Here is a 17,121-nt window from a genome sequence, read left to right on the forward strand (position 1 = left end):
TTACGGCAAATACGGCTCAGTGCGCCGCCTCCCAGCTGTCGCCGGCACCGACTTCGGCGAGCAGCGGCACCGCCAGTTCGGCGGCGGCGGCCATCAGCCGCGGCAGTTCTCGCTTGATCAGTTCCAGCTCGGCATCCGGCACCTCGAGCACCAGTTCGTCGTGCACCTGCATGATCAGCTTGGAGTTGAGTCCCTGTTCGGCCAGCCACGCGTGCACCTTGATCATCGCCAGTTTGATCAGGTCGGCGGCGGTGCCCTGCATCGGCGCGTTGATCGCCGCGCGCTCGGCGCCGGCGCGACGCGCGCCGTTGCTGGAGCGGATCTCCGGCAGATACAGGCGGCGGCCGAACACCGTCTCGACATAGCCCTGTTCGCGCGCCGCATCGCGGGTGCGCTGCATATACTCGGCGACGCCCGGGTAGCGCATGAAGTAGCGGTCGATGAATTGCTTGGCCTGGGCGTTGTCGATCTCCAACTGCGCGGCGAGCCCATATTGGCTCATGCCGTAGATCAGCCCGAAGTTGATCGCCTTGGCGGCGCGGCGCTGGTCGGCAGACACCGCGTCGAGCGCCACGCCGAACACCTCGGCGGCGGTCGCCCGGTGGATGTCCTCGCCGCTCTGGAACGCCGCGAGCAGGCCGGCATCGCCGGACAGGTGCGCCATGATGCGCAGCTCGATCTGCGAGTAGTCGGCCGACACGATCTTGTGGCCGGGCGAGGCGATGAACGCCTCGCGCACCCGACGGCCCTCGCCGGTGCGCACTGGGATGTTCTGCAGGTTCGGGTCGGTGCTGGCGAGCCGGCCGGTCACCGCCACCGCCTGCGAATAGGTGGTGTGCACCCGGCCGGTGTCGGGGTTGATCTGCTGCGGCAGCTTGTCGGTATAGGTCGACTTGAGCTTGGCGAGGCCGCGGTTCTGCAGAATCAATTTGGGCAGCGGGTGGTCGAGCGCCAGCTTCTCCAGCACGCCCTCGTCGGTCGAGTAGCCGCCGGACGGGGTCTTCTTGACGCCCTTGGTGTCGATGCCGAGCTTGCCGAACAGGATTTCCTGCAGCTGCTTGGGCGAATTCAGGTTGAACGGCTGGCCAGCCAGCTCGTACGCCTGCTGCTCCAGCTCGACCAGTTGCAGACCGAGCTCGTGGCTCTGCGCCGCCAGCTGCTGGCGATCGATCAGCACGCCGGTGCGCTCCATCGCGTACAGCACGTCGGACGCCGGCAGCTCGATGTCGCGGTAGACGTTCATCAGCCGATCGACCAGCTGCGGCTTCAAAGCATGATCGAGGCGCAAGGTGATGTCGGCATCCTCGGCAGAGTAGCGGGTGGCGGTGTCGAGATCGACCTCGGCGAAGCCGATCTGCTTGGCGCCCTTGCCGCAGATCTCCTCGTAGCTGATGGTGGTCTCGCCCAGGTGGCGTTCGGCCAGGTCGTCCATATTGTGGGTGAGATGGCTCTCGATCACGTACGACTGCAACAGCGTGTCGTCGACCACGCCGGCGAAGGCGATGCCGTGGTTGGCGAGCACGTGGCGGTCGTATTTGAGATTCTGGCCGAGCTTGGGCCGGCCGGCGTCTTCCAGCCATGGTTTCAGCGCCGCCAGCGTCGCGTCGAAGTCGAGCTGCTCGGGCACGCCGGCGTAGTGGTGGGCCAGCGGCAGGTAGTAGGCGAGGCCTTCCTGCCACGCGAAGCTCATGCCGACCAGCCGCGCCGCGAACGGGTCGAGGCTGGTGGTCTCGGTGTCGAACGAGACGACCGGTGCACTGGCGAGGCCGGTCAAGAGCTCGTCGAGCTGCGCCGGCGTCAGCACGCAGCGGTAATCGCGCTCGAGCTCCGCCTTGACCGCGCGGACTTCCGGAGCCGGGTCCGGAACAGCCTCGGTCGCCTCGCCGAACAGGTCGGTCTGCGGCTCGTCGACGTTGGCCGAAACCGGCGCGGCGCCGCTCTCGGCCAACCATTGCTCGGCCTCCTTCAGCCAGCTGCGGAAGCCGTGGGTACGGAACGCGTCGGCCAGGGTCGCCGCGTCGCGCGGCCGGTGCGCCAGGTCGTCGAGACCGTGCGGCAGTTCCTCGGACAGGTCGACGTCGCGCTTGATCGTGACCAGTTCGCGCGACAGGTCCAGCCGTGGCAGCGCCTCGCGCAGCTTGTCACCGACCACGCCCTTCACCTCGGCGGCGTGCGCGATCACGCCGTCGAGCGAGCCGTACGCTTCCAGCCACTTCACCGCGGTCTTCGGGCCGCACTTGTCGACGCCCGGCACGTTGTCGACCTTGTCGCCGATCAGCGTCAGGTAGTCGATGATCTGCGCCGGCTTCACGCCGAACTTCTCGACCACGCCGGCCTCGTCGAGCGTCTCGCTGGTCATGGTGTTGACCAGCGTCACGTTCGGCGTCACCAGCTGCGCGATGTCCTTGTCGCCGGTGGACACCACCACGCGGAAGCCCTGCTGTTCGGCCAAGGTCGCCAAGGTGCCGATCACGTCGTCGGCCTCGACCCCCTCCACCGCCAACAGCGGCCAGCCGAGCGCCTCGACCAGCTGGTGCACCGGCGCGATCTGCTCGCGCAGGTCGTCGGGCATCGACGGCCGGTTCGCCTTGTATTCCGGATAGAGGTCGTCGCGGAAGGTCCTGCCTTTTGCGTCGAATATGCAGGCGCTATAATCGAACTGCACGTCCTTCTCCAGCCGCCGCAGCATGTTGACCACGCCGTAGATCGCCCCGGTCGGCTGCCCCTCGGGAGAGCGCAGGTCGGGCATCGCATGGAACGCCCGATACAGATAAGAAGAGCCGTCGATCAATAACAATGTTTTCATAATAAAAAGGGCAAACGCTATGAGCTTGTTCGAGAAACTGCCGCAAGCAAGCGACCGCTACGAGGCCATGCAACGGTTCCGCTCACGCGAGGCGTGGCATGTACTGAAGGTTGTGTCGGAACTCGTCGAGTCGGGTGAAGAACTGCAGGGCATCCATCCCGCCGTCAGCATCTTCGGCAGCGCCCGCACCCCCCGCGACCATCCGCATTATAAACTCACCGAAGAGATCGCCCGCCGTCTGTCCGACGCCGGCTTCTCGGTGATTTCCGGCGGCGGCCCCGGCGTGATGGAAGCCGCCAACAAGGGCGCTTACTACGGCAAGAGCCCGTCGGTGGGCCTCAATATCGTGCTGCCGCACGAACAAAAGCCCAACGAGTATCAGGACTTGAGTGTAAAGTTCAACCACTTTTTCCCGCGCAAGGTCATGTTCGTCAAGCACGCGATCGCCTACGTGGTGATGCCCGGCGGCTTCGGAACGCTGGACGAGATGTTCGAGGCGCTGACGCTGATCCAGACCGGCAAGAGCCGTAAGATCCCGATCATCCTGGTGCACAAGCCGTTCTGGGAAGGCCTGATCAACTGGTTCCGCGAGCGGCTGGTCGGCGAAAAGCTGGTCAACCCGGACGATTTGAACCTGATCCTGCTGATCGACGACCCGCTCGAAATCGTCGAGGCGATTTTCCGCCACTATGAGAAACGCGGCTTCGACGCGCTGCCGGAAGAACGCGAGCAACTGCTCAACTTGTAACCCCCATCAAGGATTCACCATGCGTCGCCTGCTGTTTGCCGCCCTGCTCGCCTCGGTCGCGATTCCCGCCCTCGCCGCCACCCCGGCGCCGGGCCCCGCTACTCCCCCCAAGGCCGAGGTGCCGCCGCCGCCGACCGTCACCGACGACGGCACGGGTCCGGAGCCGGAAGTGCGCATCATCCAGAAGGGCAATGAGAAGTTCGAGGAATACCGCTTGAACGGCCAGCTCTACATGGTCAAGGTGACCCCGGCGGTGGGCCCGGCCTATTACCTGATCGATGAGGAAGGCAACGGCCAACTGAAACAGGTCAATCCCAACCGACGGATCATCACCCCGAAGTGGGTATTGAAGCGTTTCTGAGCGGAGTAGGCATGTCGGTTTACACCTCCGTTTCCGAGTCGGCGCTGGCCGACTGGCTGACCCACTATTCGCTCGGCGAGCTGGTCGAGCTCAAGGGCATCGCCGCCGGGGTCACCAATACCAACTACTTCGTCACCACCACGCACGGCCGTTACGTGCTGACGCTGTTCGAAGTGCTCGAGCTCAAGGAGCTGCCGTTCTACCTCGAGCTGATGAGCCACCTGGCGCGGCACGGCGTCGCCTGCCCGGCGCCGGTGGCCGACCATACCGACGCGTTCGCCTCGCTACTGGAAGGCAAGCCGGCCTGTCTGGTGTCGTGCCTGTCAGGTAGCGATGTCGCCGAGCCGACCCCGGCGCAGTGCCACGCGCTCGGCGAGATGCTGGCGCAGATGCATCTGGCTGGCGCCACCTACCGCCACAAGATGGACAACCCGCGCGGCCCGATCTGGTGGAGCAAGACCGCCGCGGCGCTGTACGACAAGATGCCGGCCAGTGATGCGGCGATGCTGCGCGAGGAAGTGCACTACCAGGACAGCCACCGCTACACCCACCTGCCGAGCGGTGTGATCCACGCGGATCTGTTCAAGGACAACGTGCTGATGGACGGCGACAAGATCGCCGGCTTCATCGACTTCTACTACGCCTGCAACGACTTCCTGCTCTACGACGTGGCGATCGCGCTGAACGACTGGGCGCGCGGCGCCGACGACGACATCGATCCGGTCCGCGCCCGCGCACTGCTCTCCGGCTATCAGTCGGTGCGCCCGTTCAACGCCGACGAGCGCAAGGCCTGGCCGGTGATGCTGCGCGCCGGCGCCTTGCGCTTCTGGGTGTCGCGGCTGCTGGACTTCCACCACCCGGCCGACGGCGAGCTGACCTTCCTCAAGGACCCGACGGTGTTCCAGCGGCTGATCGCCCACCACCGCGCGCGTCAGGACTTCTGGCTGTAAGCTCACCCGGTTCCAGCCCGCCTGCTTCGGCCAAGCTGCCCACCGGCAAGCTTGGCCGAAAAGCCGTTTTAGAGCCGCTAACAAAACTCGGCAGCGCCTCGTTTTGTTAGCGGCTCTTAGGGCGGCGGGCTCGCCCGGCCCGCCTCGCCCTCGTCGAGGAAGGCCGCCAGGCCGCGCGTCACCGCCTTCTCGCGGTGCATCACTCGGTACAACGAGCGCAGCAGCGGCGGCAACGGCGCGTCGACCTCGGTGAGCGTGCCCGCGGCCAGCAGGTCGGCCACCACCACCCGCGACAGACAGCTCACCCCCATCCCGGCCGCGACCAGGTGCTTGATCGCCTCGGAATGGCCGATCTCCAGCGCCACCGGCAAGGCACCCAGGTGCGGCAGCAGCAGCCGTTCCACCTCCTCACGGGTGCCCGAACCCGCCTCGCGCAGGATCCACGGCGCCGTCGCCAGTTCGGCCAGGCTCACCGGCCGGCCGGCCAGCGGATGGCCGGCACCGACGAACACCGTCAGCGTGTCGTCCCGCCATGGCGTCACCAACAGCTCGGGATGGCGGCACGGCCCCTCGATGAAGCCGACGTCGACGGCGAAGCTGGCCACCGCGTCGACGATGTCGCGGGTGTTCGCCACCTCCAGCTCGACCCGGGCGTCCGGGTGCGCGGCGCGAAACCGCGCCAGCCGCGCCGGCAACAGATAGTTGGCGACGGTGGTACTGGCGCCGAGCCTGAGCGACGCCGCCGCGCCGTCGAACAGCTGCTCGATGCCGTGCGCCGCGTCGAGCAGCGCGCGCGCGCGCGACAACAGCAAGCGGCCGTGTTCGTTCAGCTGCAGCCTTCGGCCGACCCGGTCGAACAGCGTCACGCCGAGACCGCTTTCCAGCGCCGCCAGCGCCTGGCTCGCCGCCGACTGGGTCAGCGCCAGCGTCTCGGCGGCTCGCGTCACCGTGCCGGCGTCGGCGACCGCGGTGAACACCGCCAGTTCGCGCAAGGTCAGCCTGATCGTCATGCCCTCTCCTCCTGCCGACCGAAAGCCGCACGCCGCAGCCGGCCCTCGATCGGCGCAATAAATCAGTTTTGCTAATTATATCTATGGATTTTATCCGTTTTTCTACTCAACAAGGAGCGCGTATCGTTCGGCCATCGCCTCAATAGATTTTTTCAGAATATGTTTATGAATACGATACACGAACGATTGCCGGGATTGGCGCTGGTGCTGGCGCTGGCCACCGCCGCGCTGTACGCCGCCGACCAGCCGCTGATGCAGCGCCTCGGCCTGTCGGCGCTGACGCTCGCCATCGTCGGCGGCATGCTGATCGGCAACACCGTCTACCCGCGCATCGCCGTCCCCAGCCACCACGGCGTGGCGTTCTCCAAGCAGACGCTGCTGCGCCTCGGCATCATCCTGTTCGGCTTCAAGCTGACCTTCCAGGACATCGCCGCGGTCGGCGTCGCCGGCATCGTGATCGACGCGCTGGTGCTGTGCAGCACCTTCGGGCTCGCCTACTGGCTCGGCCGCAAGGTATTCGGCCTGGACGAGCAGAGCGTGATCCTGATCGGCGCCGGCAGTTCGATCTGCGGCGCGGCGGCGATCCTCGCCACCGAGCCGGTGCTGAAGGCACACGCCGAGCGAGTGGCGGTGGCGGTCGCGACGGTGGTGGTGTTCGGCACGCTGGCGATGTTCGTCTACCCGCTGTTGTTCGACGCGGCGCGCCAGCTCGGCCTGATCGGCGCCAACGCCTTCGCCTTCGGCATCTTCACCGGCTCGACGGTGCACGAGGTGGCGCAGGTGGTCGCCGCCGGTCGCGCGGTCGGCGAAGAAGCCGCCACCAGCGCGGTGATCACCAAGATGATCCGGGTGATGATGCTGGCGCCGTTCCTGGTGATGCTGTCGGCATGGCTGGCGAAGAAGGACGACGCAGTACAGGGCCAGGCGCGCCGCATCACCATCCCGTGGTTCGCGCTCGGTTTCCTGGCGGTGGCAGGGATCAATTCGCTGAACCTGCTGCCGAAGCCCTTGGTTGGCACGCTGGTGAAGGCCGACAACCTGCTGCTGGCGATGGCGATGGGCGCGCTCGGCCTGACCACGCACGTGTCGGCGATCCGCCAGGCCGGCATCAAACCGTTGGCGCTGGCGGCGATCCTGTTCGTCTACCTGGTGGTCGGCGGGGCGGCGATCAACCTGGGCGTGAGCGCGTTGCTGCGCTGAACGGACGATCGATAGCCCTGCGACTTTGCTCAAGTCGCGTCACGCTTCTACGCTGGAGAATGGGCCGGCGCAGGCATGCCGGCCGGAGGAGCGCACCATGTTGCTAACTATCCGTTTCGACAATTTCCTTGGCCTCGACAGCCACCTGGGCACCGTGCTGCAACTCACCGGCAATGGCCTGACCGGCCACTGGCGCCGGCTGGAAGACGGCAGTACCCATTTCCCGCCGAGCGGCGACTACACTGGCGACGAGGCCGGTCTGTCGCTGTCCGACGCCGCCGGCATGCGCATCGGCGAGATCACCGGCCTCACGGCCGACGAGGTCGAGCAGGGCGACCACGGCGAGGCGATCTTCAACTACCCGAACTTGCCCGGCAGCGCCGACTGGCATATCGAGGGCGCCGAAAGCTGAATGTCCGTTCTGGTGCTACAGGATCGGCGCGAACAAGCGCGCCAGGCTCATCGCCACCCGCCGCCACAGCGGCAGCCGCGCGTAGCGCGACGCGTCGACCGGGTCGGCGAGCGCAAAATCCTGTTCCAGCATCGCCGCCACCTCGGCGGCGAAGCCGCGGTCGACGGTGGCGACCATCAGCTCGAAGTTGAGCCGGAACGAGCGGTTGTCGAGGTTGGCGCTGCCGACGATGGCGATCTCGTCGTCGATCAGCACCACCTTCTGGTGCAGGAAGCCGGGCCGGTAGGTGTACATCCGCACCCCGGCGCGCGCCGCCTCGTACGCGTACAGCCGCGAGGCGAGGAACACCATGCGGTGGTCCTGCCGGCTCGGGATCAGGATGCGCACCTCGACGCCGCGCAACAGCGCCAGCCGCAGCGCCGCCGACACCGCCTCGTCCGGCACGAAGTACGGGCTGGTGATCCACAGCCGGTGCTGCGCGGCGTTGATCGCCTCGACGAATAGCAGCGAGCCGGTCTCCAGCCGGTCGGCCGGGCCGCTCGGCACCACCTGGCAGAGCATAGCTCCGCCGTCGGCGCGGCGCGGCCGGCTCAGCAGCGGCAGCTTGCCGGTGGCGGAGTACCAGTCCTCGGCGAAGCTCAGCTGCAGGATCGCCGCCACCGGGCCGGCCAGCTCGATATGCGTGTCGCGCCACGGCGAGAGCGGCGGCGTCAGGCCCAGGTACTCGTTGCCGACGTTGTGGCCGCCGACGAAGGCGGTCTCGCCGTCGATCACCACCAGCTTGCGGTGGTTGCGGAAATTGACCTGGAAGCGGTTGACGAAGCGGCGCGTCACCGCGAACGGCTGCACCTCGACCCCGCCCTGCTGCAGCCGCTCGAGATACGGCCTGGGCAGCGCGTGGCAACCGATGCTGTCGTAGAGGAAATACACATGCAGCCCGGTGGCGGCGCGTTCGAGCAGCGCCTGCTGCAGCGCCTGGCCGAGCGTGTCGTCGTGGACGATGAAGAACTGCACGATCACGCTGTGGCGGGCACTGCCGATCGCGGCGAGGATCGCGGCAAACGTCGCCTCGCCGTTGATCAGCAGCCGCACCCGGTTGTGGCCGGTGGTCGGCGAACGCCCCAGCCGCGACAGCGTGCGGATGCACGGCTGCGGCGCCTCCACCGCCAGCTCGGCGGTCACCGCCTCGAGCGACGGCCAGCCGTTTCGGCCGACCTGGCGATACATCTGTTCGATCACGTAGCGGCGCGCCGTCACGTAGTCGGCGAAGCGGCGCCGGCCGAGGAACAGATACGGCAGCAGCGTGAAATACGGCATCGTCACCAGCACGACCACCCAGGCGACCGCGCCCTGCGAGGTACGCACGGTCAGCGTGGCGTGGATCGCCGCCACCACACCGGTCAGGTGCAGCAACAGCAGGATCAGGCTGTAGTCGAGCAGGCCGAGATGCATGGCACTCCATTGACGGTGAGCGGACGAACCGCGTGCTTCGATTGTATGCACAGCCGCGCGTCCAAAACAAAACCGCCCGGGCTAGCCGGGCGGTTTGCATCGCTTCAAAGGTTGGCCGAAGCGCCTAGCACGGGCAGCGGCCGTTGCCCTTGCCGAAGCGCGCTTCCTGGCAGGCGCGGAAGAACTCCTCGCGCGTCATCACCGGCGCGTCCGGGTTGAAGCGGCGGCGCCGCGCCACGTAGGCGTCGTAGTCCTTCACCCCGACCATCAGCCGGGCGGTCGCGACCGCCTGACGGATCAGCTTAAGCACGGCCACCCTCCTCGCGGTACACCGCCGGCACTTCCTTGACGGTCGGCCAGCGCACCGCCAGCGCTTGGCGCGCGACGCGCAGCGCGAACAGCGCCATCGCGATCACCACCGCCATGAACAGCGTGATCAGCACCGCGTCGACGTAGTCGTTGAAGACGATGCGCTGCATCTCGACCAGGGACTTGGCCGGGGCCAGCAGCTCGCCGTTGGCGAGCGCCGCCGAGAACTTGTGTGCGTGCGCAAGGAAGCTGATCTTCGGACTGGCTGAGAACAGCTTCTGCCAGCCGGCGGTCAGCGTCACCACCAGGATGCCCAGCGCCGGCACCAGCGTCACCCAGACGTAGCGCACCTTCTGCATCTTCACCAGCACCACGGTGGCGAGCATCAGCGCGATGCCGGCGAGCATCTGGTTGGCGATGCCGAACAGCGGCCACAGCGTGTTGATGCCGCCGAGCGGGTCGACCACGCCCTGGTAGAGGAAGTAGCCCCAGCTCGCGACGGCCAGGCCGGTGGCCAGCAGGTTGGCGATCAGCGACTCGGTATTGGCGAGCGGCTTGACGAAGGTGCCGAGCAGGTCCTGGAACATGAAGCGCAGCGCGCGGGTGCCGGCGTCGACCGCGGTCAGGATGAACAGCGCCTCGAACAGGATCGCGAAGTGGTACCAGAACGCCATCATCGCCTTGCCGCCGATCACCTGGTGCAGGATGTGCGCCATGCCGACCGCCAGCGTCGGCGCGCCGCCGGCGCGCGACAGGATGGTGGTCTCGCCGACGTCACGCGCCACCTGATTGAGCGTTTCCGGCGTCACCACGAAGCCCCAGCCGGAGATCACCGCGCTCGCTTCCTGCACGGTGTGGCCGACGATCGCGGCCGGGCTGTTCATCGCGAAGTACACGCCCGGGTCGATCACGCTGGCGGCGATCAGCGCCATGATCGCGACGAACGACTCCATCAGCATCGCGCCGTAACCGATCGGGCGGATGTGCAGCTCGTTCTCGATCATCTTCGGCGTGGTGCCCGACGCCACCAGCGAATGGAAGCCCGACACCGCGCCGCAGGCGATGGTGATGAACAGGAACGGGAACAGGCTGCCGGCGAACACCGGGCCGGAGCCGTCGATGAAGCGGGTCACCGACGGCATCGCCATGTTCGGTAGCACCACCACGATGCCGATCGCCAGGCCGACGATGGTGCCGATCTTCAGGAAGGTCGACAGGTAGTCGCGCGGCGCGAGCAGCAGCCACACCGGCAGCACCGACGCGATAAAGCCGTAGACGATCAGCGCCCAGGCGAGCGAGGTGCCCTGGAAGGTGAAGAGCGGCGCGAGCTCCGGGTTGGCGGCGACCTTGCCGCCGTAGACGATCGCCAGCATCAACAGGATGAAGCCGAACACCGACACCTCGCCGATCTTGCCCGGGCGGATGAAGCGGGTGTAGACGCCCATAAACAGCGCGATCGGGATCGTCATCGCGATCGTAAACGTGCCCCACGGGCTGCCGGCCAAGGCCTTCACCACCACCAGCGCCAGCACCGCCAGGATGATCACCATGATCATCAGCACGCCGATCGAGGTGACCAGACCCGCGATCGGGCCGAGCTCGGCGCGCACCATGTCGCCGAGCGACTTGCCGTCGCGGCGGGTCGACATGAACAGCACCATCATGTCCTGCACCGCGCCGGCGAACACCACCCCGGCGAGGATCCACAAGGTGCCCGGCAGATAGCCCATCTGCGCGGCCAGCACCGGGCCGACCAAGGGGCCGGCGCCGGCGATCGCGGCGAAGTGGTGGCCGAACAGCACGCTCCTATTGGTCGGCACGTAGTCGAGGCCGTCGTTGTGGCGCTCGGCCGGCGTCAGCCGCTTGCCGTGGAGCTCCATCACCGTGTCGGCGACGAAGCGGCTGTAGAAGCGGTAGGCGATCAGGTACACCGACACCGCGGCCACCACCAGCCACACCGCGTTGACCGTCTCGCCGCGCTGGAGCGCGAGCACGCCGAAGGCGGCGGCGCCGGCCAGGGCGACCACCAGCCAGATCAGCCAGTTCTTCACTTGACTCATGTAGATCCTCTTTACGTCATCTTTATAAGGGACAGTCAGCCATCCGGGCGGCAGGTTCGCAGCGGCCGCCGAATTTTTTATGAACGAATTGTTGCTCCGCAGATGTGTCAGAAACAAGAACCCATGCGACATATTTATAGCCCGAAGCGACGGTTTACCGGGCGCGCGTTACCATTACACGCTGGCTAGCAGGGAAATTCACCATGAACCAACAGATATTTCTGGTCGAAGACGACGAGCGCCTGGCCGAGCTGGTGTCGGCCTACCTCGGCAAGCACGGTTACAGCGTCAGCGTGCACCCGCGCGGCGACACCGCCGAAGCGGCGATCCTCGAGGCCAGGCCCGAGCTGGTGATCCTCGACGTGATGCTGCCCGGCAAGGACGGCTTCGAGGTGTGCAAGAGCCTGCGCCCGCACTATCCGGGGCGGATCCTGATGATGACCGCGCGCGACGACGAGATCGACGAGATCCTCGGCCTCGAGCTCGGCGCCGACGACTACCTGGCCAAGCCGGTCGAGCCGCGCCGCCTGCTCGCCCGGGTGCGCGCGCTGCTGCGCCGCGCCGGCGAGCACGAGGGCGGCGCCGGCGACGGCAGCAGCCTCTCCTTCGGCCGCTTCACCATCAGCCAGGCCACCCGCGAGGCGACGCTCGACCACACGCCGATCGAGCTGACCACCGCCGAGTTCGACCTGCTCTGGCTGTTGGCCAGCCAGGCGGGCCTGGTGCTGTCGCGCGACGACATCATGAACGCGCTGCGCGGCATCGGCTTCGACGGCCTGGACCGTTCGATCGACGCGCGCATCTCGCGGCTGCGCAAGAAGCTCGACGACAACCCGGACAGCCCGACCCGGATCAAGACGGTGCGCGGCAAGGGCTATCTGTTCAGCAAGAGCGACTGGGAATAAGGCGCATGTCGTTGAAGAGACCGCTGAAAAACAGCCTGCCGCAGTTGCCGTCGCTGACCTGGGTGTTCGTGCGCTACTACGTGCTGGCGTTGGCGGCGCTGGTGATCATGATCTCGGGGGTCGGCATCGTGGTCGACCGGCTCTACAGCCACATCGAGGAAGACAACGCCAAGAGCTTCATGGCCGGCACGGTGCGGCTGATCGAGAAGGACTACCTGCAGGCGCCCGAGTCCGACTGGCCGCAGGTCACGCGGCGGCTGCGCCGCAGCTTCGTCTACCCGATCGCCACCGAACCGCTCGAACGCTTCGCCGCGCAGAAGTCGGTCTACAAGGAGCTGCGCGAGCACACCACGGTGATCGATCTGAACGAGCTGGTGCTGTACAACCGGATCGGCATGAGCGACCAGGTGTTGAAGCTCGGCCCGCTGACCGAGGCGTTCGGCAACAAGCGCGCCGACCTGATCCCGGCCGAACTGCAGGCACAGATGATCAGCTGGGTGCTGACCGGGCTCGGCTTCGGCCTGTTGCTGTTCCTGTGGCTACTGCCCTTGTGGCGCGACCTGGTGGCGGTGCGCGACACCGCCAAGCAGCTCGCCGACGGCAACCTGGCGGCGCGCGCGCCGGCGGCACGCAGCCTGCTGTTCGCGCCGCTGGAGCGCGCACTGAACGGCATGGCCGAACGGATCGAGGTGCAGGTGGAGACCCGCCAGGCCTTATCGCACGCGGTCGCGCACGAGATCCGCACCCCGATCGCCCGGCTGCGCTTCGGCCTGACCATGCTCGACGAGGCCGACTCGCCGACCGAACACGCCAGCTACCGGCAGGGCCTGAACCGCGACATCGACGAGCTGGAAGAGCTGGTCAACGCCAGCCTCGCCTACGCCCGGCTCGACCGCGGCGAGGTGCAGCTGGAGAAGGAGCCGGTCGAGTTGGCCGAATGGCTGGTCGACCTGGTCCAGCTGGTCGAGCCGATCGTCCCGCCGGGGCTGACGATCGGCCTCGACGCCGCACCGTACCAGGTCGAGTTCGACCGCAAGCTGATGTACATCGCCACCCGCAACCTGCTGATCAACGCCTGCAAATACGCCAAGCGCCAGGTGAAGATCAGCCTGCAGCCGGCCGGCCGGCTCTACCGCATCGTGGTTGACGACGACGGCCCGGGCATCCCGCCCGAGGAGCGCGAGCGCATCTTCGAGCCGTTCGCCCGGCTCGACCGCAGCCGCGATCGCACCACCGGCGGCTACGGCCTGGGGCTGTCGTTCGTGCGGCTGATCGCCATCCACCACGGCGGCAAGGTGATCGTCGACGCCTCGCCGCTCGGTGGCGCCCGTTTCATCCTGCTGCTGCCGCGCCGCTAGGGGTTGCTATTAATGCCAAATGGACTATTTTAAACCGTTAACTCCATTTAGATATAGCGTGATAATTTATCGAGTTACTAAATAGCGAACGGTTACATGGTGTAACAAAATTGCCCCCTGTCCGGCATAAGCGCTCCCTATATACTGGCCCCATTTACTAACCCCGAGTGCCCGATGTCTGTCCTGCGCGATACCCCCGCCACCTTGCTGATCCACGGTCTTGGCGGCACCGCCTTCGACCTGGGCGAGGTGCCGCGCACGCTCGAGTCGCTCGGCCACACCGTCTACCTGCCGACGCTGCCCGGCCACGCCGGTGAGCCGCTCGACCTGCTGCGGGTCGGCGCGCACGACTGGCTGGCCTGCGTCACCGAGCAATACCGCGAACTGCGCAAGCGCCACGCGGTGGTGCACCTGGGCGGGCTGTGCCTGGGCGCGCTGTTGGCGCTGGAAGTGGCCAAGCGCGAACACCACCCAGACCGCCTGATCCTGATGGCGCCGACGCTGTTCCTCGACGGCTGGGGGCTGCCGAAGCTCACCTGGATGCGCCACCTGGTCTACCGGCTCGGCCGCTTGGCCGAACGGATGCACGTCCCCGAAGGCGAGCCCTACGGCATCAAGAACAGCCGGCTGCGCCGCATCGTGCGTTCGCGCTTCTCGCGCGGCGACCGCTTCCATTACCCGTTCGTGCCGCTGGCGACGATCCGCGAGGTCGACCGGCTGCGCGGCTGGGTGCGGCGCGGCCTCGACAAGGTCGCCTGCCCGACGCTGCTGGTCTACGCCCGCGAAGACGAGGTCACCAGCCCACGCTCGGCGCGCTATCTGAGCGACCGGCTCGGCGGCACGCTTGAGACACTGGCGCTGGCCGACAGCTATCACATGCTCACCGTCGACAACGAGCGCGCGCTGCTCAACCAGCGCGTGCACGCGTTCGTCGCCACCGAGGCGGAGCGTCGCTGACACGGCGTCCTCCTGCTTTTTTAGCCACGGAATCCACAGAAAAACACAGAACGAAAACCTGACAGCCGATCCCGGCCGTATGGCTATTGTTTTGTCTGGGTTTTTCCGTGGATTCTGTGCCCCCTCTCCGGCGGCGCCCACGGCCGCGCACCGCTTCCTGCCACATTCGGCCAACGTTGGCCGAAACCCGCTGAATTGATTGCCTTTTTCCGCAAACCGGCGCCGACGGCTCGCCTTTGCCAAGCGGCAGGCCTAAAATGGCAATTAACTTAGACAAGCTAACAATACCGTGGATAACGAAACCCCTAGTCTTGAGGCCGCCGCTTCCGCCTCGCTCAAGGGATTGCCGTGGATCGCCGCGATGGCGCTGTTCATGCAGACCCTCGACGCGACCATCCTGAATACCGCGCTGCCGTCGATGGCGGCCAGCCTGCAACGCTCGCCGCTGGAAATGCAGTCGGCGGTGATCAGCTACGCGCTGACCGTGGCGCTGCTGATCCCGGTCAGCGGCTGGCTGGCCGACCGCTACGGCACTCGCCGCGTATTCACCGTCGCCGTCGCGCTGTTCACCCTGGGCTCGCTCGCCTGTGCGCTGTCGCCGACACTCGGCGTGCTGGTCGCCGCTCGGGTGCTGCAGGGCATCGGCGGCGCGATGATGATGCCGGTCGCGCGCCGGGCACTGATCCGCGCCTTCCCGCGCTCCGAACTGCTCACCGTAATGAACTTCGTCACCATGCCGGGCCTGGTCGGCCCGGTGCTCGGCCCGCTGCTCGGCGGCTGGCTGGTCGAGGTGGCGAGCTGGCACTGGGTGTTCCTGATCAACCTGCCGATCGGCGTGGCCGGGATCTGCTACGCGCGCCGGGTGATGCCGGACTTCAAAGCCCGGGTCGGCCGGCTCGACATCGCCGGTTTCGCGCTGTTCGGCGGCGGCCTGGTGCTGGTGTCGCTGGGGCTGGAGCTGGCCGGTGAGGCGGCCGGCTCGCTGTGGTCGGCGCTGCTATTGGCCGGCTGCGGCCTGGCGATGCTCGGCGGCTACGTGCGCCACGCCCCGCTGACCAGCAGCCCGCTGATCGGCCTGGGGCTGTTCCGGCTGCGCACCTTCTGGATCGGCATCGCCGGCAACCTGGCGAGCCGGCTCGGCACCGGCGGCATCCCGCTGCTCTTGCCCTTGATGCTGCAGGTCGCCTTCCACCACTCCGCCGCGGTGGCCGGCTGGATGCTGGCGCCGGTGGCGCTGGCGGCGATCGCCGCCAAGTCGCGGGTGACACCGCTGATCGAACGCCTCGGCTACCGACGAATCCTGATCTACAACACCCTGGCGCTGGCCGCCGCCACCGCGCTGTTCGCGCTGGCCGGGCCCGACACCCCGCTCATGCTGCTGGTGCCGCTGTTGGCGCTGTACGGCGCGATCAACTCGGTGCAGATGACCAGCATGAACACCCTGGTGCTGGCCGACCTGAAACCGAGCGAGGTCAGCTCCGGCAACGGCATGCTGGCGGTGGCGCAGCAGTTGGCGATCAGCTTCGGCATCGCGGTCAGCGCCGCCTTGCTCAACGGCTACAAGGGCAGCAGCTGGCTGGCCGGCACCGAGCTGTCGCGCGCCTTCCAGATCACCTTCGTTACGCTCGGCGTGATCACCTCGGTGTCGACGCTGCTGTTCGTGCGGCTGAAACACGGCGACGGTAACGCGCTGACCCGCAAGGCGGTCGGCAAGACGCCGCAAGCCGCGCTGCAGCAGCACGGCTGACCCAGTTCGGCCAACCCTGACAATGCAACAGCCCCGCGACCGTGACGCCGCGGGGCTGTTGAGCGATCGACGTCGGCCGTAGCGCGGGCGTTTACGGCGTCGGCACCGCCATGCCGCGCTGGAACGCCGGCCGCGTCGACAGCGTGTCGAACCAGCGCTGCACGTGCGGAAACTCGGCGAGGCAGACGTTCTGCCACTCGTGGCGCGCCGCCCATGGGTAGAGCGCGATGTCGGCGATCGACAGCTCGTCGCCGGCGACGAAGGGATGCTGCGCCAGCGCCTGGTCGAGCACGCGGTACATGCGCTGCGCCTCCTTGTTGTAGCGCTGCTGCGCGTACGGCACCGGTTCCGGCGCGAAGCGGTTGAAGTGGTGCGCCTGGCCGAGGAACGGCCCGAAATTGCCCATCTGGAACATCAGCCACTGCATCACCCGGTAGCGCGCCGCGCCGTCCTTCGGCAGCAGCTTGCCGGTCTTCTCGGCCAGGTACACCAGGATCGCGCCCGACTCGAACACGCTGATCGGCACACCGTCCGGGCCCTCGCTATCGATCAGCGCCGGAATCTTGTTGTTCGGGCTGATCGCCAGGAACGCCGGCGTGTACTGCTCGTGCTGGCTGATGTTGACGGTCCGCACCTGGTACGCCAGATCGAGCTCCTCCAGCATGACCGAAATCTTGCGCCCGTTCGGGGTACCCCAGGTATACAACGTAATCATGCCATCTCCGGTTTGAGTAAAGCCGCCAACAATGGCGCTGGCCTAGTGGTCAAGGCCACGGCGTGGTTCTTTGTTGACGGCTACGGGTTGAATCTTCCTACTTCTATGCTAGTGCATCTGTTCGGGCTGGC

General features: G+C 66.9%; 15 protein-coding genes. 9 read left to right on the forward strand and 6 right to left on the reverse strand.

Annotated elements, in window-relative coordinates; genetic code table 11:
• Positions 1 to 16: 16 nt before the first annotated feature.
• On the reverse strand, positions 17 to 2,806 hold the full coding sequence (gene polA, locus ACZ2IA_RS07950) for a DNA polymerase I (protein WP_470292033.1): 2,790 nt from the start codon (positions 2,804 to 2,806) through the stop codon (positions 17 to 19).
• A gap of 19 nt (positions 2,807 to 2,825) precedes the next feature.
• On the opposite strand from polA, the gene ACZ2IA_RS07955 reads away from it, so the two are divergent.
• Genes ACZ2IA_RS07955 through ACZ2IA_RS07965 form a run of 3 tightly spaced genes read left to right on the forward strand, consistent with a single transcriptional unit; the run spans position 2,826 to position 4,865 of the window.
• The gene (locus ACZ2IA_RS07955) at positions 2,826 to 3,554 is read left to right on the forward strand and encodes an LOG family protein (RefSeq protein WP_470292034.1); all 729 of its coding nucleotides are present in this window, start codon (positions 2,826 to 2,828) and stop codon (positions 3,552 to 3,554) included.
• 19 nt (positions 3,555 to 3,573) lie between these two features.
• A complete protein-coding gene (locus tag ACZ2IA_RS07960) occupies positions 3,574 to 3,915 on the forward strand; it encodes a DUF2782 domain-containing protein (RefSeq protein WP_470292035.1) in 342 nt (113 codons plus the stop codon).
• Between the two features lie 11 nt (positions 3,916 to 3,926).
• Complete coding sequence (locus tag ACZ2IA_RS07965; RefSeq protein WP_470292036.1) at positions 3,927 to 4,865, forward strand: homoserine kinase; 939 nt, start codon at positions 3,927 to 3,929, stop codon at positions 4,863 to 4,865.
• A gap of 116 nt (positions 4,866 to 4,981) precedes the next feature.
• On the opposite strand, the gene ACZ2IA_RS07970 is transcribed toward ACZ2IA_RS07965, so the two are convergent.
• Positions 4,982 to 5,875 carry a LysR family transcriptional regulator gene (locus ACZ2IA_RS07970; protein ID WP_470292037.1) on the reverse strand — a complete coding sequence of 298 codons (894 nt, stop codon included), beginning with the start codon at positions 5,873 to 5,875 and terminating at the stop codon, positions 4,982 to 4,984.
• A gap of 165 nt (positions 5,876 to 6,040) precedes the next feature.
• Here ACZ2IA_RS07970 and ACZ2IA_RS07975 point away from each other — a divergent pair, with 165 nt between their 5' ends.
• Together ACZ2IA_RS07975 and ACZ2IA_RS07980 are read left to right on the forward strand one after the other, a co-directional pair.
• Positions 6,041 to 7,075, forward strand: coding sequence for a YeiH family protein (locus ACZ2IA_RS07975; RefSeq protein WP_470292038.1), 1,035 nt, complete (start codon positions 6,041 to 6,043; stop codon positions 7,073 to 7,075).
• A 97-nt stretch (positions 7,076 to 7,172) separates the two neighbouring features.
• Positions 7,173 to 7,487 carry a hypothetical protein gene (locus tag ACZ2IA_RS07980; protein ID WP_470292039.1) on the forward strand — a complete coding sequence of 105 codons (315 nt, stop codon included), beginning with the start codon at positions 7,173 to 7,175 and terminating at the stop codon, positions 7,485 to 7,487.
• Positions 7,488 to 7,502: 15 nt separating this feature from the next.
• Here the strand turns inward: ACZ2IA_RS07980 and cls are convergent, their stop codons facing one another.
• From cls to ACZ2IA_RS07995, 3 genes are all read right to left on the reverse strand, one after another.
• Positions 7,503 to 8,939, reverse strand: a complete 1,437-nt coding sequence (cls, locus tag ACZ2IA_RS07985) for a cardiolipin synthase (protein ID WP_470292040.1) — start codon at positions 8,937 to 8,939, stop codon at positions 7,503 to 7,505.
• 124 nt (positions 8,940 to 9,063) lie between these two features.
• Positions 9,064 to 9,249 carry a YbdD/YjiX family protein gene (locus ACZ2IA_RS07990; protein ID WP_470292041.1) on the reverse strand — a complete coding sequence of 62 codons (186 nt, stop codon included), beginning with the start codon at positions 9,247 to 9,249 and terminating at the stop codon, positions 9,064 to 9,066.
• Positions 9,242 to 11,308 carry a carbon starvation CstA family protein gene (locus ACZ2IA_RS07995; protein ID WP_470292042.1) on the reverse strand — a complete coding sequence of 689 codons (2,067 nt, stop codon included), beginning with the start codon at positions 11,306 to 11,308 and terminating at the stop codon, positions 9,242 to 9,244. Before ACZ2IA_RS07995 ends, ACZ2IA_RS07990 begins: the two co-directional genes overlap by 8 nt.
• Positions 11,309 to 11,511: 203 nt before the next feature.
• Here ACZ2IA_RS07995 and ACZ2IA_RS08000 point away from each other — a divergent pair, with 203 nt between their 5' ends.
• From ACZ2IA_RS08000 to ACZ2IA_RS08015, 4 genes are all read left to right on the forward strand, one after another.
• Positions 11,512 to 12,213 carry a response regulator gene (locus ACZ2IA_RS08000; protein ID WP_470292043.1) on the forward strand — a complete coding sequence of 234 codons (702 nt, stop codon included), beginning with the start codon at positions 11,512 to 11,514 and terminating at the stop codon, positions 12,211 to 12,213.
• Between the two features lie 5 nt (positions 12,214 to 12,218).
• Positions 12,219 to 13,571, forward strand: a complete 1,353-nt coding sequence (locus ACZ2IA_RS08005; protein ID WP_470292044.1) for an ATP-binding protein — start codon at positions 12,219 to 12,221, stop codon at positions 13,569 to 13,571.
• Between the two features lie 174 nt (positions 13,572 to 13,745).
• On the forward strand, positions 13,746 to 14,528 hold the full coding sequence (locus tag ACZ2IA_RS08010; protein WP_470292045.1) for an alpha/beta hydrolase: 783 nt from the start codon (positions 13,746 to 13,748) through the stop codon (positions 14,526 to 14,528).
• A 289-nt stretch (positions 14,529 to 14,817) separates the two neighbouring features.
• A complete protein-coding gene (locus ACZ2IA_RS08015) occupies positions 14,818 to 16,275 on the forward strand; it encodes an MFS transporter (protein WP_470292046.1) in 1,458 nt (485 codons plus the stop codon).
• A 91-nt stretch (positions 16,276 to 16,366) separates the two neighbouring features.
• Here ACZ2IA_RS08015 and ACZ2IA_RS08020 read toward each other — a convergent pair whose 3' ends face one another.
• Complete coding sequence (locus ACZ2IA_RS08020; protein ID WP_470292047.1) at positions 16,367 to 16,990, reverse strand: glutathione S-transferase family protein; 624 nt, start codon at positions 16,988 to 16,990, stop codon at positions 16,367 to 16,369.
• Positions 16,991 to 17,121 lie beyond the last annotated feature (131 nt).

It is taken from the genome of Crenobacter sp. CS_VA4, from assembly GCF_055597485.1.

Excerpts from the sequence above, each read along its gene's own strand:
- polA (WP_470292033.1), bottom strand. The coding sequence starts at position 2,806 with ATGAAAACATTGTTATTGATCGACGGCTCTTCTTATCTGTATCGGGCG.
- ACZ2IA_RS07955 (WP_470292034.1), top strand. The coding sequence starts at position 2,826 with ATGAGCTTGTTCGAGAAACTGCCGCAAGCAAGCGACCGCTACGAGGCC.
- ACZ2IA_RS07960 (WP_470292035.1), top strand. The coding sequence starts at position 3,574 with ATGCGTCGCCTGCTGTTTGCCGCCCTGCTCGCCTCGGTCGCGATTCCC.
- ACZ2IA_RS07965 (WP_470292036.1), top strand. The coding sequence starts at position 3,927 with ATGTCGGTTTACACCTCCGTTTCCGAGTCGGCGCTGGCCGACTGGCTG.
- ACZ2IA_RS07970 (WP_470292037.1), bottom strand. The coding sequence starts at position 5,875 with ATGACGATCAGGCTGACCTTGCGCGAACTGGCGGTGTTCACCGCGGTC.
- ACZ2IA_RS07975 (WP_470292038.1), top strand. The coding sequence starts at position 6,041 with ATGAATACGATACACGAACGATTGCCGGGATTGGCGCTGGTGCTGGCG.
- ACZ2IA_RS07980 (WP_470292039.1), top strand. The coding sequence starts at position 7,173 with ATGTTGCTAACTATCCGTTTCGACAATTTCCTTGGCCTCGACAGCCAC.
- cls (WP_470292040.1), bottom strand. The coding sequence starts at position 8,939 with ATGCATCTCGGCCTGCTCGACTACAGCCTGATCCTGCTGTTGCTGCAC.
- ACZ2IA_RS07995 (WP_470292042.1), bottom strand. The coding sequence starts at position 11,308 with ATGAGTCAAGTGAAGAACTGGCTGATCTGGCTGGTGGTCGCCCTGGCC.
- ACZ2IA_RS08000 (WP_470292043.1), top strand. The coding sequence starts at position 11,512 with ATGAACCAACAGATATTTCTGGTCGAAGACGACGAGCGCCTGGCCGAG.
- ACZ2IA_RS08005 (WP_470292044.1), top strand. The coding sequence starts at position 12,219 with ATGTCGTTGAAGAGACCGCTGAAAAACAGCCTGCCGCAGTTGCCGTCG.
- ACZ2IA_RS08010 (WP_470292045.1), top strand. The coding sequence starts at position 13,746 with ATGTCTGTCCTGCGCGATACCCCCGCCACCTTGCTGATCCACGGTCTT.
- ACZ2IA_RS08020 (WP_470292047.1), bottom strand. The coding sequence starts at position 16,990 with ATGATTACGTTGTATACCTGGGGTACCCCGAACGGGCGCAAGATTTCG.